This window comes from Aeromonas sp. 96A, assembly GCF_051919165.1.
In the GTDB taxonomy this organism is placed as follows: domain Bacteria; phylum Pseudomonadota; class Gammaproteobacteria; order Enterobacterales; family Aeromonadaceae; genus Aeromonas; species Aeromonas veronii.
Map to the genome: position 1 here is coordinate 3,904,675 of NZ_JBQBFE010000001.1, position 16,037 is coordinate 3,920,711.

Below are 16,037 nucleotides of genomic sequence, written 5' to 3' on the forward strand. Positions count from 1 at the left end.
GATTGAGAAAATCGGTGCGATAACTGCGCCCGGCGGCCAGGGCCAGGCGCTCAGGGTCGTTTTGCCAAAACGTGGGAAAGATCAGAGCAGGGCGTGGATTTCGCTCAGGATCTGCTCGACCCACTGCTCGATGCGCGGATCGGTCTGGTCATATTGGTTGGCATCATCAAGGGCCAGCCCGACGAAGTGACGGCCATCGTCGATCAGTGCCTTGGAGGCATCGAATTCGTACCCTTCGTTGGGCCAGTAGCCCACCAGCTTGACCCCTTTTGGCACCAGCTGATCGTGCAGCATGCCGAGGGCGTCCTGGAACCATTCGCCATAACCGAGCTGATCGCCGAGGCCAAACAGGGCCACGATGCGTCCCTCCAGATGGAGATCGGCGATATCTTCCCAGCGGGACTCCCAGTCCTCCTGCAGTTCGCCAAAATCCCAGGTGGAGATGCCGAGGATCAGGATCTCGTAATCCTCCATCCGGCGCAGGGAGACATCCTTGATATTGTGAATATCCACCAGCTCGGGGCCGATGAGGGCGCGGATCTTCTCGGCAGCCATCTCGGTGTAGCAGGTGGTGGAACCGTAAAACAGACCAATCTTCATCGCTCTACTCTCTGTTGGCGCTTTCTCGCTTGCTTTTGGCGCGTTCTCGCATGCTCGTGTGGGCTGCGCCATGTTGGCAACACGATGGGTAACGTAAGGGGAGGGCGCCAGTCTAGCAGATTGCCATTCGACCTTCACCGCCCGGCAAGGGGCGTGGCAAACGAGCCTTATCTTTCCAATGAAAGTGCCATGTCTTTCCAAGGAGTTGGCGCGTTACAATGGGCCATCTTTCCCCTGATTGCAGCGCACCATGAGCAAGCCCGACCCCCACCCCCTGATTGAACCCTTTCTCGATGCCCTCTGGCTGGAGCGGGGATTGTCTGACAACACGGTCAGCTCCTATCGCAGCGATCTGGAGAAGTTCTCCCTCTGGCTCGACGAGCAGGGGAGCTCGCTGCTGCTGGCGGGGATGGACGAGATCCAGCACTACCTCGCCTGGCGGGTCGATCACCAGTTTGCGGCCAGCAGCACCGCCCGTTTTCTCTCAGCCCTGCGCCGTTTCTATCAGTATCTCAACCGTGAGAAGCTGCGCAGCGATGATCCGACCGTGCTGCTGGAGGGGCCCAAGTTGCCGAAAAAACTCCCCTCCGATTTAAGCGAAACGGAGGTGGATGCGTTGCTGAGTGCGCCGCTGGTGGATGACCCGCTGGAGTTGCGGGACAAGGCAATGCTGGAGCTGCTCTACGCTACCGGCTTGCGGGTTTCCGAGCTGGTGGGGCTCACTGCCGAGCATGTCAGTTTGCGTCAGGGCTTGGTGCGGGTTGTGGGCAAGGGCAACAAGGAGCGGTTGGTGCCGATGGGCGAGGAGGCGATGCACTGGCTGGAGCGTTACTACCGGGAGGCCCGCACCCTGCTGCTGGGGGGCACCAGCTCGGATGTGGTGTTTCCCTCCAAGCAGGCCCGTATGATGACTCGCCAGACCTTCTGGCATCGCATCAAGCTTTATGCGCAGCGGGCCGGGATTAACTGCGAGCTATCCCCCCATACCTTGCGCCACGCCTTCGCCACCCATCTGCTCAATCACGGCGCAGATCTGCGAGTGGTACAGATGCTGCTGGGCCATGCGGATCTCTCCACCACCCAGATCTACACCCATGTGGCCAACGAGCGGCTCAAGGCGCTGCACGGTGAGCACCACCCCAGAGCCTGAGTGGCTTGGCCTCCCAAAACAAAAAACCGCCAGCAGGCGGTTTTTTTATCTCTACACGACAGGAGATGGCGCTTACTTCCCTTGCTGGGATTTCAGCAGGTCGCGGATCTCGGTCAACAGCTCCTGATCCTTGGTCGGGCCTGCCGGGGCGGCGGCTTCCTCTTCCTGCTTCTTCTTCAGGGTGTTGATGGCCTTCAGTCCCATGAAGATGGCAAAAGAGATGATCAGAAAGTCGATGATGGTCTGGATGAACTTGCCATAGGCGATAACTACGGCGGGTGTTGTACCTTCTGCGGCCTTCAGGGTGACCGCCAGGTCGCTGAAGTCCACGCCGCCCAGGATCAGGCCGATGGGCGGCATGATCACGTCACCGACAAAAGAGGAGACAATTTTGCCGAAGGCGGCACCAATGATGATACCGACCGCCATATCGATGACGTTGCCGCGGGCGGCAAAGGCTTTGAACTCTTGAATCAGACTCATTATTTCCTCCGAAATTAAACAAGATAGCGCGTTGATTACCCTTGCCAAAGGGCGAACTCTTGTCAGGAAAAACAGAGGCTAAGCCGCGTTGTTCCTGTCGTCCTGACTAGCTTGCGGGCGTTATGAGTCCTTGGCAATCGGGGGGAGCCATTTTTTTGGTACAAAGTGATATTAATTTTTTGGTAAGTAGCTGGTTGAATGATGAGCTGTGCTGCTGTAGTTTGCTGGGTCGATTCATTCATACCACGTGAGTAAACAAGTGAAGTATTTACTACTGGGAATGATGCTTTTGTGCACATTTGCTGCCAGAGCGGGGATGGATACCCAAGCCTTGAAACAGACCATCACGGCCCGGCTGGGGGTTCCCGTCTATCTGGTTGAACCGACCCCGATTGCGGGGTTGTATATGCTGGGCACCTCACAGGGGGTGCTCTACAGCGATGCCAAAGGGGATTATGTGGTGCAGGGGGTCATGCTGGATATGACTCGCGACATGAAGAACCTGACCATCTCGGGTATGCGCGAGCAGCGCCGACTTGGGCTGGCGCAGGTGGCTCATGCCCCCATCGTGCTCAAGGCCCGTGATGAGCGTCACCGGGTTGCACTGTTTCTCGGCGAGCAGGATGCCAAACGTCGTCAGCTCTCCGGCACCTTGCAACACTTGCAGGCATCCGGGGTGAGCGTGGCACTCTATCCGGTGATTGATCACGCCGAGCGGGCCGCCGACTGGTGCAGCGATCCCCTGCTGCAAAATGATCCGTTAAAAGCCTATTTGCCTCAAACGGCATGTAGTGAGACCCTTATCCAAAATATTGGCCTGAGCCAATGGTTGGGGGTCAAGGTACTGCCGGCCTGGGTCTCCTCCGACGGGGATCTGGTGCGCGGGTATCAGAGCCCCGAACAGCTGCTCAAGATACTGGATCATATTGATGTCCCTGCAAATCCGTCGTCGTCCGCGAGTTGATGATTCCCATCTGCCTGCCACCCTGCATCCCCTGCTTCGCCAAATCTTCGCCAGCCGTGGCGTAGAGGATCCCGCCCTGCTGGAGCGCAGCGCCAGCCAGCTGTTGCCGCCCCAGCGCCTCTATGGCATGGAGCAGGCGGTGCCGCTGCTGGCGGATGCCCTGACCGCCCAGAAACGGCTCCTGATTGTCGGCGACTTCGACTGCGATGGTGCCACCAGTTCGGCCCTGTGTGTGCTGGCCCTGCGCGCCATGGGCGGTCGCCACATCGATTTTCTGGTGCCCAACCGCTTCGAGTTTGGCTACGGCCTCACCCCCGAGATTGTCGAGCTGGCGGTGGCCCGCGGCGCCGAGTTCCTGATCACGGTGGATAACGGCATCTCCAGCATCGCCGGGGTGGCGGCTGCCAAGGCGGCCGGCATGCAGGTACTGGTTACCGATCACCATTTGCCGGGTCAGGAACTGCCTGACGCCGATGCCATCGTCAACCCGAACCAGCGCGGTTGCGATTTCCCCTCCAAGTCGCTGGCCGGGGTCGGGGTAGCCTTCTACCTGATGGCGGCCCTCAATACCCATCTGCGTCAGCTCGGCTGGTACGAGCGGCAAGGGTTGCGCGCCCCCAATGTGGCGGATTACCTCGATCTGGTGGCCCTCGGCACGGTCGCCGATGTGGTGGCGCTCGATGGCAACAACCGCATTCTGGTCCATCAGGGCTTGCAGCGGATCCGTGCCGGGCGCTGTCGCCCCGGCATTCAGGCGCTGGTGGATGTGTCGGGCCGCGATGGTCGTCGCCTCACCGCCGCCGACCTCGGTTTTGCACTGGGGCCACGCCTCAATGCGGTGGGCCGTCTCGATGACATGTCCCTCGGGGTCGCCTGTCTGCTCTGTGATGATCTCAATCTGGCGCGCCAGCTTGCGGCCGAGATGGACAGCCTCAATCAGGAGCGCAAGGAGATCGAGCAGGGGATGCAGCAGGAGGCCCTCGCCACCCTTGAGCAGATCCGGTTTCGCGATGGAGAGGTGCCGTCGGGCATAGTGCTGCACCGCAATGAGTGGCATCAGGGGGTGGTGGGGCTGGTGGCCTCCAAGGTGAAGGAGAAGTACTACCGCCCGGTCATCGCCTTTGCCGAGAGCAGCGAGACCGAGATCAAGGGCTCCGGCCGCTCCATCCCCGGCGTGCACCTGCGCGATGCACTGGAACTGCTCGATACCCGCCATCCGGGGCTGATGGGCAAGTTTGGCGGCCACGCCATGGCGGCGGGGCTGACCCTGCCCAAGGCCAATATCGAGGCTTTCAGCCGCGCCTTTGAGGCGGTCATCAGCGAGCTGGTGACACCGGAGCTTTTGACCGGGGTGCTGCTCACTGATGGCGAGTTGTTGCCGGATGAGCTCAACCTCGAGCTAGCGGAGCTTATTCGCGCCTCCGGCCCCTGGGGTCAGGCCTTCCCCGAGCCGCTGTTCGACGGCGAGTTCGTGCTGGTGCAGCAGCGGCTGGTGGGGGAGAAGCACCTCAAGATGATGCTGACAACCGATTCCGGTCATGCGGTGGATGCCATCGCCTTTGGCGTCGATCTCAAGCGCTGGCCCGATGCCTCGGTCAAGCGGGTGCGGCTTGTCTACCGGCTTGACGTCAACGAGTGGCGCGGCAACCGCAGCGTGCAGCTGCTGGTGGAGCATCTGGAGGCAGCCGGTCTCTGAGTCAATAGCATCGCAGCCCTATCGCTGACAACGGCCACCCTCGGGTGGCCGTTTTTGTTGGCAGATCTCTGGAAAAGGGCGTTGACCTGTCTATAGCTTTACAGTTTAAGCTCGTCTCTATCGGGTCACCTGAGGGCCCGCACCGTGAGTGATTGCCATGAAAATATCCGAACTGGCCCGCCGCTGCGGCCTCGCCCGCTCCACCCTGCTCTATTACGAGAAGCTGGGGGTGATTGCCGGTACCCGGGCCGCCAACGGCTATCGCCACTATGACGAGGGGGATCTGCAGCGACTGCAGATGGTGCAGGCCCTGCAGGCAGGTGGCCTCAGCCTCAAGCAGTGCCTCGCCTGTCTGGCTGGCGAGATAGATCAGGCGGCATTGCAGGCCCGGGTCAGGGAGCTGGATGAGGAGCTGGCGCGGATGCAGCGCGCCCGGGATCTGTTGGCGGATCTGGCAGGGCTGCGCCCGCGCTCCGGTGAGGAATTCAAGGCCTGGCAGCTGCAACTGCAGCGCGAGGCACCGGAGGCCTACTTCGCGTGGGTGATGAAACAGGGTTTTAGCGAGAAAGATCGCTACCACTTGCAATGGTTGAGCAAAGACATGAATGAACATGAGCGTTACATCAAGGACTTTATCCAGCTGCTGGATGGCATGAGTTACTGGGGGCCGGGGGATCGCGCCTTCACCCAGCAGCAGTTTGCCGCCTTGCCCATTCGGCCGCGCCGGATCCTCGACATGGGCTGCGGGCGTGGGGCGTCAACCATGGCGCTGGCTCAGGTGACCGATGCTGACATTGTGGCCATCGATCTGGAAGAGGAGGCACTGGCCGCCGTGGCTCACTCTGCCCGCGCGGCGGGTTTTGAGCATGTTTCCACCCTCTGCGCCAACATGGCGGCACTGCCGGACGATCTGGCCCCGGCCGACCTCATCTGGGCAGAGGGGAGCGCTTACGTGATGGGGGTTGCCAATGCGCTGAAGGCGTGGCGCCCGCTGCTCGCGAGCCCGCAGGCTTGCATCGTGCTGAGTGATGCGGTCTGGCTGACCGATAACCCGCCCGAGGAGGCATTGGCATTCTGGCAGCAGGATTATCCCGCCATGCAGACGCTGGCGGGCCTGCTTGAGACGGTACAAGCGGCAGGCTACCGCTGCCTGTCACACACTCCCTTGCCGATGAGCGCCTGGAACAACTATCTGGACCCTATCGAGGTCAATCTGGTGCGCTATCGAGACGAGCTGGGGGAGAGTGCCGCCTGGCAGGACTTGAGCCGGGAAGTGGCCATCCACCGCCAATATCTGGGCAGTTACGGCTATGTGATCTGCTGCCTGCAAAAAGATGCGTAATTAGCTGTCGTAAAAAAACGAGGCGCCTGCGGGCGCCTCGTTGTTTATCAGGGATTGCGGATTGGCGTTACAGCTCGCGGGCCCAGGGGTGAGCCTTGGGGCGCAGCGCCAGCGCCAGACCCAGCAGCAGCACGGTCAGACCGTAGAGGGGCCAGCTGCCAAAGCGCATGTAGGGGGTCTCGCCGTGGGCGGGACGTACCTCGCTGCGCAGCACGCCCGCTTCAAACTGCGGGATTTGGCCGATGATGCTGCCATCGATCTCGGTCACGATGGTGATGCCGGTGTTGGTGTCGCGCAGCAGCGGACGAGCCAGCTCCAGCGCGCGCATCCGAGCGATCTCCATATGTTGCCACGGGCCGATGCTGGTGCCGAACCAGGCATCGTTGGAGACGGTCAGCAGGAAGTCGGTATCGGCATTGACGTTGCGGCGCACTTCCTCCGGGAAGATGATCTCGTAGCAGATGGCGGCGGCAAACTTGAGCCCCTTGGCGATCAGGTTGGGCTGCACCTCGTCACCCCGGCTGAAGGAGGACATCGGCAGGTTGAAGAAGGGGGCGATGGGGCGCAACAGATCTTCAAACGGCACGAACTCGCCGATGGGCAGCAGGTGGTACTTGTTGTAGCGGTTGGAGTGGTTGTAGAAGTAGGACTCCTTGCCATCCGCATCCTGCACCCCCATGCCGAGCACGGTATTGTAGAAGCGCTGTTGCTGCTCGTCGTAGTGAATAATCCCAGCCAGCAGGCCGGTATCGTTCACCTTCATCGCCTTGTCCAGATTCTCCAGATAGGGGCCCATCGCCTTCTCGATGGCCGGGATCGCCGATTCCGGCCAGATGATGATGTCGGCATCCTGATTCTCGCGGCTCAAGTCCTGATAGGTGCGCACCGTGGGGGCCAGGGCCTCCGGATCCCACTTGATGGACTGGGCAATATTACCCTGCACCAGTGCCACCTTGACCGGCTCGCCACGGGTCACCCAGTTGAGCTGCATCAGACCGTGGGCACCGGCCACCAGCAGGGCAGGCACCGCCAGCCAGAGCGGGGAGCGGGACTTCCACACCAGCCAGATAGCGGAGGCGGACAGCAACAGGGCGAGGGTGATGCCCTGCACCCCGAGAATGGGGGCAAATCCCTTGAGCGGGCCGTCGATCTGGCTGTAACCAAACCAGAGCCAGGGGAAACCGGTCATCACCCAGCCACGTAGCCAGTCAGCCACTAACCACAGAGCCGGGAAGGCGAGCAGCCAGCGGCTCCAGTGACGGCCGCCAAAGAAGCGGGCAAAGATCCAGCATGCGAGCGTCGGGTAGAGGGCCAGATAGGCGGAGAGCCCGGCCAGCAGCACGAAGGCGACCGGCAGCGGGATGCCGCCAAACTCGGTCATGCTGACATGGATCCACCACAGCCCCGGTAAAAAGAGTCCCATGGCGTAGCCAAAACCGCGCCAGGCGGCCTGTTTCGGCGTTGCTTTGTCCAGCAGGGCGTAGAGGCCAAGCAGGGAGGGGATCACCAGCGGCCAGTAGCCGAAGGGGGAGAAGGCCAGCACGGCGATGGCACCAGAGGCCAATGCACTGAGGCTTAACAGAATTTTGGAAGTAACAGGGGATAATCTCACGGGCGATGGTGCTCGTCTTGGTGTGCAACTGGGGTCGAATGGCCGGTATCTTAACCTGTAAGCGGGACAACGGCGAGCCTCGATGCCGGTGGCAGAGAGCACAACGCCCCGAGGTCGGGGCGTTGTTTCACACATCGAGCGGATCTGCTTATTGCGGCTCGGATTGCGCTGCCGCGTGGTGCTCGGGGATCTTCACCTGCAGCTGCTGCAGACGGCGCCGGTCGGCATGCATCACCTTGAACAGGTAGCCGTCCAGCTCGATCTCCTCGCCCTTCTTGGGCAGGTGGCTGAAGGCGTGCATTACCAGACCACCTACCGTATCCACCTCTTCATCGCTGAATTTGGTGCCGAAGAAGTCGTTGAAATCCTCGATCTCGGTCAGGGCGCTGATGGAGAAGACCCGCTTGCTGAGGCGGCGGATTTCGTCCGGTTCATCCTCGATGTCGTCAAACTCGTCGTCGATCTCGCCAACGATCAGTTCCAGTATGTCTTCGATGGTCACCAGACCGGAGACGCCACCAAATTCGTCGACCACGATGGCCATGTGGTAGCGCTCTTCACGGAACTCCTTGAGCAGACGGTCAACCCGTTTGCTTTCCGGCACGATCACCGTGGGGCGCAAGATTTTCTCGAGCTGCAGCGGCTCGCTGGCGTGATGGCCGCCAAACCCGAAGGGGAGCAGATCCTTGGCGAGCAGAATGCCCTCCACATGATCCTTGTCCTCGTTGATCACCGGGAAGCGGGAGTGGCCGGACTCGATGATCACCGGCAGGATTGCATCCACCGGTTGGGACTTCTCGATGGTCACCATCTGGGAGCGGGGGATCATGATATCGCGCACGCGAAGATCGGCGATCTCCAGCACCCCCTCGATCATGTCCTTGGTGTCCTGATCGATGAGGTCGCGCTCTTCGGCATCGGCTATCACGTCTACCAAATCATTGCGGTCTTTTGGCTCGCCCTGGAAGAGTTGGCTGAGTTTGTCGAGCCAGGTTTTCTTCGGCGAGCCGGTACTAGGGTGATCGTCGGTCATTTTCTCTCTTGGTTACTCGTATGAACACACTTGAAATAGTTCGGGTTATATAAGGATGGTCATCTGCTGTTTCAAGACGATGACCATCCGGTTCTTTACTCTTCGTCGTTCAGATAAGGATCGGCAAAACCGAGCTCCTGCATGATGTCGCGCTCAAGCGCTTCCATCTCTTCGGCTTCCTCATCCTCGATATGGTCATAACCTAGCAGATGCAGACTGCCATGCACAACCATGTGGGCCCAGTGGGCCATGAGGGGCTTGCCCTGCTCCTCGGCCTCGCGCTCTACCACCTGACGGCAGATCACCAGATCGCCCAGCAGCGGCAGCTCCAGACCGGGTGGTGCCTCGAACGGGAAGGAGAGCACGTTGGTGGGCTTGTCCTTGCCGCGATAGGTGAGGTTGAGCTCGTTGCTCTCCGCCTCGTCGACGATGCGCACCGTCACTTCAGCCTCCTGCTGGAAGCCGAGAATGGTGCCGTCGAGCCAGCCCTGCAGCTGGGCCTCGCTCGGCAGGCCGTCGGTGCTGGCACTGGCCAGTTGCAGATCCAGGGTTACGCTCATTGCTCGCTCTCTTTGCTGGTGTTTGCTTGGCTGGCCACCTTCTCGGCTGCCTGCTTGGCGTCGAAGGCCTCATAGGCCTGCACGATGCGGGCCACCACCGGGTGGCGCACCACGTCTTTGGACTCGAAGAAGTTGAACGACAGACCATCGACCCCTGGCAGCACTTCCAGCGCGTGACGCAGGCCGGATTTGGCGTTGCGCGGCAGGTCTACCTGGGTGATGTCACCGGTGACCACTGCCTTGGAGTTGAAGCCGATGCGGGTGAGGAACATCTTCATCTGCTCGGTGGTGGTGTTCTGGGCCTCATCGAGAATGATAAAGGCGTCATTGAGGGTTCTTCCGCGCATATAGGCGAGCGGCGCCACTTCGATGATGTTGCGCTCCATAAGCTTCTCGACCCGCTCAAAGCCCAGCATCTCGAACAGGGCGTCGTAGAGCGGGCGCAGGTAAGGGTCCACCTTCTGGGAGAGGTCCCCGGGCAGGAAGCCGAGCTTCTCGCCCGCTTCCACCGCCGGACGAGTCAGCAGAATGCGGCGAATTTCCTGACGCTCCAGCGCATCCACTGCTGCCGCGACCGCCAGATAGGTCTTGCCGGTACCGGCCGGGCCTATGCCGAAGCAGATATCGTGGCGCACGATATTGGCAATGTACTGGGCCTGATTTGGGCTGCGTGGCTTGATGAGACCGCGCTTGGTCTTGACCGTCACTTCCTTGCCATAGGGGATGCTCGGCGCAGGTTCGTCATCCTGCTCCAGCACCCGCGACTCCTGAATGGCCAGATGGACCATGTCGGGGGTGATGTCGGTCACCTTGCCACCCTTGAGGGGCTGGGTTTCCACATAGAGGTGCTTGAGGATGACGGCGGCGGCATCCAGCTGGGCCGGTTTGCCCACCAACTGGAAGTGGCTGTCACGGTAGCTGATCTCGACGCCGAGGCGGCGCTCCAGCTGCTTGATGTTGTCATCGAAGGGACCGCACAGGCTGGCAAGGCGCTGGTTGTCGGCGGGCTCCAGATGCAGATTCAGGGTCGAGATGTGTCGGCTCAAAATATCCTCGTCTCAAGGCGCTCCCCATCCGTCGGGCGAATGGGGAGGAGGGGATTAATGGGGAGTGAAGGCGGCAACGCCCAGCTCGTCCGGTACGTTATCCGGGCGACGGGCCAGGATTTCGCTCGGTGCTGTGGCGATCCGCAGGTTCATCTCGCTCTCGCCGCGGATGAACTTGCCGCGCAGGGAGTTGGGACGTACCTCGGTGATCTCCACGTCGGCAAAGCCGCCGATCAGGGTGTGCTGGCCTTCGAAGTTGACCACCCGGTTGTTTTCGGTGCGGCCACACAGCTGCATCGGGTCGAGCTTGGAGGGCCCTTCCACCAGGATGCGCTGGGTGGTGCCCAGCATGGCACGGCCAATCTGCATCGCCTGGTTGTTGATGACGTGCTGCAGGCGGGCCAGACGGGCTTTCTTCACTTCCATGTCGACATCGTCGGGCATGTCGGCGGCCGGGGTGCCCGGGCGCGGGCTGAAGATGAAGCTGAAGCTCATGTCGAAACCCACATCCTCGATCAGCTTCATGGTCGCTTCAAAGTCTTCGTCCGTCTCGTTCGGGAAGCCAACGATGAAGTCGGAGCTGATGGTGATGTCGGGACGGGCGGCACGCAGGCGACGGATCTTGGATTTGTACTCCAGGATGGTGTGCGGGCGCTTCATCATGGTCAGAATACGGTCGGAGCCGCTCTGCACCGGCAAGTGCAGGAAGCTGACCACTTCCGGGGTGTCTTTGTAGACCTCGATGATGTCGTCGGTGAACTCGATCGGGTGGCTGGTGGTGTAGCGAATGCGATCGATACCGTCGATGGCGGCTACCAGACGCAGCAACTCGGCGAAGGTACAGATGCCGCCATCAAAGGTCGGGCCGCGGTAAGCGTTGACGTTCTGGCCGAGCAGATTCACTTCGCGCACGCCCTGCTGGGCGAGCTGGGCGATTTCGTAGAGCACGTCGTCGAGCGGACGGCTCACCTCTTCACCGCGTGTGTAGGGTACCACGCAGTAAGTACAGTATTTTGAGCAGCCTTCCATGATGGAGACGAACGCGGTGGCCCCTTCGGCGCGCGGTTCGGGCAGGCTGTCGAATTTTTCGATCTCGGGGAAGGCGATATCAACCTGGGCACCACGGCCCTCTTGCACTTCCTTGATCATGGCGGGCAGGCGATGCAGGGTCTGCGGGCCGAACACGATATCCACATAGGGAGCGCGTTGGCGAATCGCATCGCCCTCCTGAGAGGCAACGCAGCCACCCACGCCGATCACCAGACCGGGCTTGTTGGCCTTGAGCTTTTTCCAGCGTCCCAGCTGGTGGAACACCTTCTCCTGCGCCTTTTCGCGGATGGAGCAGGTATTCAGCAGCAAGACATCTGCCTCTTCGGGCTCTTCGGTAAGGGTGTAGCCATTGCTGGCATCCAACAGGTCGGCCATTTTGGACGAGTCATACTCGTTCATCTGGCAACCCCAGGTTTTAATGTGAAGTTTCTTGCTCATTGCTTCTCTTGACTTGTTTTGAAATCGGCATGGTCAAAGGACCGCGCATTTTACTCCGCAATCTGGATACTGCCTAGCTAATATCCAGCTGGCAATGGTGCTCACCCGATACCTGTTGCCAGCAAGCTCAATAAGCTTTCTCCTTGATTTGACGCAGCAATTCCCCGTTTGTCTCACTGTTTATCAGCCGCCCTTGCGCTATCATGTTGCCATCCGGTTCACGTCCGGGCGCTGTCGCCGGACGTACCCTTTCAGGAATAAATGTATGGAACAGTGTGATATCGCCATCGTCGGCGCCGGCATGGTGGGCGCCGCCACAGCCTGTCTGCTGGCGGCTCAGGGCCTCTCGGTGCGGGTCATCGAGACCCAACTGCCGGAGCATTACGCGCCGGAGCAGCCGCTGGATCTGCGGGTCTCTGCCATCAGTCAGGCCTCGGTGGCGCTGCTGGAGCAGGCCGGTGCCTGGCACCATCTGCAGCAGATGCGGCTCTGCCCCTACCGCCGACTGGAGACCTGGGAGCTGGACGGTTTTGCCACCCGCTTCAATGCCGCCGATCTCGGTCTGCCCCAGCTCGGCTACATCATCGAAAACCGGTTGGTGCAGCTCGCCCTGCTCAAACGGATGGAGGATTTCCCCACCATCCAGACCCATACCCCGGCGGCGGTGACCAGCCTGCGCCAGAGTGCAGATGAAGCTGTGCTGACTCTGGATGACGGCACTGAACTGGCCGCGCGCTGGGTGCTGGCTTGCGATGGTGCCGAATCCCACACCCGCAAGCTGGCGGGTATCGGCGTATCGCGCTTCGAGTACCGCCAGCACTGCATGCTGATCAATATCGACACCGACTTTGCGCAGGAAGATATCACTTGGCAGCAGTTCACCCCGAGCGGCCCGCACGCCTTCCTGCCACTACCAGGCCAGCACGGCTCTCTGGTGTGGTATGACAGCCCGGCTCGGATCCGGGCGCTGGCGGCCATGAGCAACGAAGGGCTTGCCGCCGAAGTGCGCCGCCACTTCCCGAGTCGGCTCGGCGGGTTCACCGTCATCGGCAAGGGGAGCTTCCCGCTGGTGCGCCGCCACGCCAACGACTATCACGCCGGTCGGGTGGTGCTGCTTGGCGATGCTGCCCACACCATCAACCCGCTGGCGGGGCAGGGGGTCAACCTTGGCTTCAAGGATGTGGCCTGCTGGACTGATCTGCTGCAAGGAGCTGGCGCCGACTGGCATCAACTGGCGTTGGCCGAGCGTTACGAGCGGCGCCGTCGTCCTGACAACCTGCTGATGCAGTCGGGGATGGATCTCTTCTACGGGGTGTTCAGCAACGAGATTGGCCCCCTCAAGCTGGCCCGCAATCTGGCCCTCAATCTGGCGGACAAGGCGGGCCCGCTCAAAGAGATGGCGCTGCGCTATGCACTGGGGCTGGTTTGACAGGTAGGAACCAGATAACACGGGCTGAATGCGCGAAGGAGCAAAGGTGATGAACAAGGCACTGCTGGTGATCGATTTTATCAACGATATTGCCCATCCCGATGGGCGCATTGCCGCCTCGGCTGCCCATGTGCTGGAGCAGGATGCCATCGCGCATGCCAATCAGGCGCTGGCCCATGCCCGCGCCCACCGCTGGCTGGTGGTGCTGATCAAGGTGGGCTTTGACGGCGGCTATCAGCTGCAGCCCAAGGGGTCTCCCATGTTTGGTCGCGCTCACCAGTTGGGGGCGCTCTCTTTGGCTGACAGCGGCACCGACTTTCATCCTGATCTGGATGTGCAGCCCGGCGATCTGGTGCTGGCCAAGCCCAGGGTCAGCCCCTTCTATGGCACGGCGCTGGAGCCTGCGCTGCGGGCCAATCACATCGACCACCTCTATCTGTGTGGGGTGAGCACTAGCTGGGCCATTCAGGCGGCAGCGCGGGATGGTCACGATCGCGACTACGCCATCACCATTCTGGAGGATGCCTGCGCCGCCGCAGATGCCACCGAGCATCACACCTCGCTGCGCATGCTGGGTCGCATCGCCGAGATCATCAAGGTGTCCCAGTTGGCTTGATCCTTAACGCAGGCTGCGCCCGATCACTGTTTTGAGATTGACTCTGCGGCTCCCTGTCGGGCCGCAGCACTTTTGGGCAACATGATTGTCGGGCAATATAGTGCTCACATGGATAACAACAAGGATGGACAGATGCGTTATCAGGGACGGATCGCGAGCTGGAACGAGGCGCGCGGCTTTGGATTTATTACGCCGGAGCAAAATGGCGCCGAGCAGGCAATCAATGGAGCACGCAGTGCAGGGCTGTTTGTGCATGTTACGGCGCTGCAATCAGATGGCCGCGTGCCAGTGCCAGGGGAGCGTGTCACCTATCTGATCGGCAGTGGCCAGGATGGCAAACCAAGGGCGTTACAGGTCTTTTTCCCCGATCGCCCGCTCACGTTGGCGGATGCCGAGCCTTCATCCGCATCATCAGCGGCGCCATCCTTTCGGGCGGCAAGTCAGCCGCCACGATCCACCTCGACCAGAGAGAGAAGTAACCCCTATCGACGTCGCAAGAGCAGCTGGAGTGGCAAATTGATCCCTCTGCTGGTGCTCGTCGGCCTCTTTTCCATCTATTCCCGTTTCTCGGCCGAGTCGATGGCGCCATTGTCGGTCTCCTCTTTCAATCAGGAGGAGATCAGCACCTCGGTCAGCACGCCACAGACAACGACCTTTATTCGTCAGTGTGATGGTCGGCAGCATTGCTCCCAGATGACCTCCTGCGAGGAGGCAACCTGGTTTTTACAAAACTGCCCTGGTACCAAGATGGATGGGGAAGGAGATGGCATCCCCTGTGAAAATCAGTGGTGTGGTCATTAAATGTGACTTATCAGATACATATGCTCATGATGCGCTCTTGTTATCCGGAACAGGGAAACTGGCCTGAAACCTTGCCGGATAGTGTTCGATGGTGAAATTTGGTCTCAGTTGGCCAAGTGGAAATTGGGTGCTTTACTCTATCTGCTGACTTAATTGTTAATAGATGGCGGTATGCCACTTTTGCCACAGGATGGCCATTATGGTGGATGATATACAGAGGCCGCGAAGTCACTTCTCCGAGCGGGCTCATTATCTGGCTGCGCTGCTGGATTCGCTGGAAGACCAGATATCGGTGATAGATCGGGATGGCGTGATCCATTACACCAATCTCGCCTGGGATCTGTTTGCCGAGCAAAACGGCATGCCCAAGGGATATAACTGGATTGGGGTCAATTACATGGGGGCTTGTGACGCTGAAGCCGAGCCCTCGGGATTGGCTGCCGTGGAGGGGATCCTTCGGGTTATCCGTCATCAGCAGGAGAAGTTCTATCTGGAATACCCCTGCCACAGCCCCGACACCCAGCGCTGGTTTATGATGCGAGTAGCGCCGGTACCCGGGCTTGACGCCGAGTATTTTTCCATCGCCCATATCAATATCACCGAGCGCAAGCTGCTGGAGCTGGAAGTTGCCAGCCTCTCCCAACATGATCCCCTGACCGGACTGGCCAATCGGCGGCTGTTCAACAGCTTTTTGCATAACGAGTGGCGGCGCAGCATGCGTGAACATACTCCCCTCTCCCTCATCATGCTGGATCTGGATAACTTCAAGGCGTGCAATGACCATCTTGGTCATCAGATGGGGGATGGCTCCCTCCAGCTGGTGGGCCATCTTCTGCAATCCTTCTGCCAGCGTCCGGCGGATCTGCCCTGCCGTTTTGGTGGTGACGAGTTTGCCCTGATCCTCGGCAATACTGATCGAGATGCGGCCCAGCGGATTGGAGAGGAGATCCGCCAGGCCATCAACGATCTCGACATCGTGGTGGCAAATAATATTCAGCTTAGCGCCAGCATTGGCATTGCCACCTACACGGCAGAGCAACTGCTGGAGGGTGAAGGGGCGTTGCTGGCCGCGGCCGATGCGGCGCTTTATTGCGCCAAGGGGGCGGGTAAAAACCGTAGTCACTGCGCCAGCTGTTGAGCCGCATTGCCGCTTTTGTCCTGCATGCGCCCCCTTGATGGGGGCGCACTGTTTTGGCTGGCCATTTGTTAGTCACCAG

The 16,037-nt window shown here is 60.4% G+C and carries 15 protein-coding genes; 8 read left to right on the forward strand and 7 right to left on the reverse strand.

The annotated features are described in order from the left end of the window. Nucleotides 1-81 precede the first annotated feature (81 nt). A complete protein-coding gene (gene fldB, locus ACTG2W_RS18130; RefSeq protein WP_005335151.1) occupies nucleotides 82-600 on the reverse strand; it encodes a flavodoxin FldB in 519 nt (172 codons plus the stop codon). 250 nt (nucleotides 601-850) lie between these two features. On the opposite strand from fldB, the gene xerD reads away from it, so the two are divergent. Continuing rightward, complete coding sequence (gene xerD / locus ACTG2W_RS18135; protein WP_106842914.1) at nucleotides 851-1,750, forward strand: site-specific tyrosine recombinase XerD; 900 nt, start codon at nucleotides 851-853, stop codon at nucleotides 1,748-1,750. Nucleotides 1,751-1,822: 72 nt separating this feature from the next. Here xerD and mscL read toward each other — a convergent pair whose 3' ends face one another. Next, nucleotides 1,823-2,233, reverse strand: coding sequence for a large-conductance mechanosensitive channel protein MscL (mscL, locus tag ACTG2W_RS18140; RefSeq protein WP_042054731.1), 411 nt, complete (start codon nucleotides 2,231-2,233; stop codon nucleotides 1,823-1,825). A gap of 316 nt (nucleotides 2,234-2,549) precedes the next feature. Here mscL and ACTG2W_RS18145 point away from each other — a divergent pair, with 316 nt between their 5' ends. The 3 genes from ACTG2W_RS18145 (at nucleotide 2,550) to ACTG2W_RS18155 (ending at nucleotide 6,235) form a co-directional block, all read left to right on the forward strand. Further along, on the forward strand, nucleotides 2,550-3,197 hold the full coding sequence (locus ACTG2W_RS18145) for a disulfide isomerase DsbC N-terminal domain-containing protein (protein WP_005335146.1): 648 nt from the start codon (nucleotides 2,550-2,552) through the stop codon (nucleotides 3,195-3,197). After that, nucleotides 3,163-4,893 carry a single-stranded-DNA-specific exonuclease RecJ gene (gene recJ / locus ACTG2W_RS18150; RefSeq protein ID WP_106842833.1) on the forward strand — a complete coding sequence of 577 codons (1,731 nt, stop codon included), beginning with the start codon at nucleotides 3,163-3,165 and terminating at the stop codon, nucleotides 4,891-4,893. The genes ACTG2W_RS18145 and recJ overlap by 35 nt, the downstream gene beginning before the upstream one ends. 157 nt (nucleotides 4,894-5,050) lie before the next feature. After that, nucleotides 5,051-6,235, forward strand: a complete 1,185-nt coding sequence (locus ACTG2W_RS18155; protein WP_106842832.1) for a MerR family transcriptional regulator — start codon at nucleotides 5,051-5,053, stop codon at nucleotides 6,233-6,235. Nucleotides 6,236-6,302: 67 nt separating this feature from the next. Here the strand turns inward: ACTG2W_RS18155 and lnt are convergent, their stop codons facing one another. The 5 genes from lnt to miaB all read right to left on the reverse strand — a co-directional run bounded on the left by lnt (nucleotide 6,303) and on the right by miaB (nucleotide 11,974). After that, nucleotides 6,303-7,847: an apolipoprotein N-acyltransferase gene (gene lnt / locus ACTG2W_RS18160; protein WP_106842831.1), complete on the reverse strand. Its 1,545-nt coding sequence runs from the start codon at nucleotides 7,845-7,847 to the stop codon at nucleotides 6,303-6,305. 148 nt (nucleotides 7,848-7,995) lie between these two features. Next, entirely contained in the window at nucleotides 7,996-8,880 is an 885-nt protein-coding gene (gene corC / locus ACTG2W_RS18165) for a CNNM family magnesium/cobalt transport protein CorC (RefSeq protein WP_005354092.1), read from the reverse strand. 95 nt (nucleotides 8,881-8,975) lie between these two features. After that, a complete protein-coding gene (ybeY, locus tag ACTG2W_RS18170) occupies nucleotides 8,976-9,440 on the reverse strand; it encodes an rRNA maturation RNase YbeY (RefSeq protein WP_236380149.1) in 465 nt (154 codons plus the stop codon). After that, entirely contained in the window at nucleotides 9,437-10,486 is a 1,050-nt protein-coding gene (locus tag ACTG2W_RS18175; RefSeq protein ID WP_440016447.1) for a PhoH family protein, read from the reverse strand. The genes ybeY and ACTG2W_RS18175 overlap by 4 nt, the downstream gene beginning before the upstream one ends. 54 nt (nucleotides 10,487-10,540) lie before the next feature. Then, nucleotides 10,541-11,974, reverse strand: coding sequence for a tRNA (N6-isopentenyl adenosine(37)-C2)-methylthiotransferase MiaB (miaB, locus tag ACTG2W_RS18180; protein ID WP_005335132.1), 1,434 nt, complete (start codon nucleotides 11,972-11,974; stop codon nucleotides 10,541-10,543). Nucleotides 11,975-12,239: 265 nt separating this feature from the next. On the opposite strand from miaB, the gene ACTG2W_RS18185 reads away from it, so the two are divergent. From ACTG2W_RS18185 to ACTG2W_RS18200, 4 genes are all read left to right on the forward strand, one after another. Next, nucleotides 12,240-13,403, forward strand: coding sequence for an FAD-dependent oxidoreductase (locus ACTG2W_RS18185; RefSeq protein WP_106842829.1), 1,164 nt, complete (start codon nucleotides 12,240-12,242; stop codon nucleotides 13,401-13,403). Nucleotides 13,404-13,452: 49 nt separating this feature from the next. Continuing rightward, nucleotides 13,453-14,019 carry a cysteine hydrolase family protein gene (locus tag ACTG2W_RS18190; RefSeq protein ID WP_106842828.1) on the forward strand — a complete coding sequence of 189 codons (567 nt, stop codon included), beginning with the start codon at nucleotides 13,453-13,455 and terminating at the stop codon, nucleotides 14,017-14,019. A 132-nt stretch (nucleotides 14,020-14,151) separates the two neighbouring features. Next, the gene (locus ACTG2W_RS18195; RefSeq protein WP_106842827.1) at nucleotides 14,152-14,820 is read left to right on the forward strand and encodes an excalibur calcium-binding domain-containing protein; all 669 of its coding nucleotides are present in this window, start codon (nucleotides 14,152-14,154) and stop codon (nucleotides 14,818-14,820) included. 199 nt (nucleotides 14,821-15,019) lie between these two features. Continuing rightward, complete coding sequence (locus tag ACTG2W_RS18200) at nucleotides 15,020-15,958, forward strand: sensor domain-containing diguanylate cyclase (RefSeq protein WP_106842826.1); 939 nt, start codon at nucleotides 15,020-15,022, stop codon at nucleotides 15,956-15,958. Nucleotides 15,959-16,037: the final 79 nt, after the last annotated feature.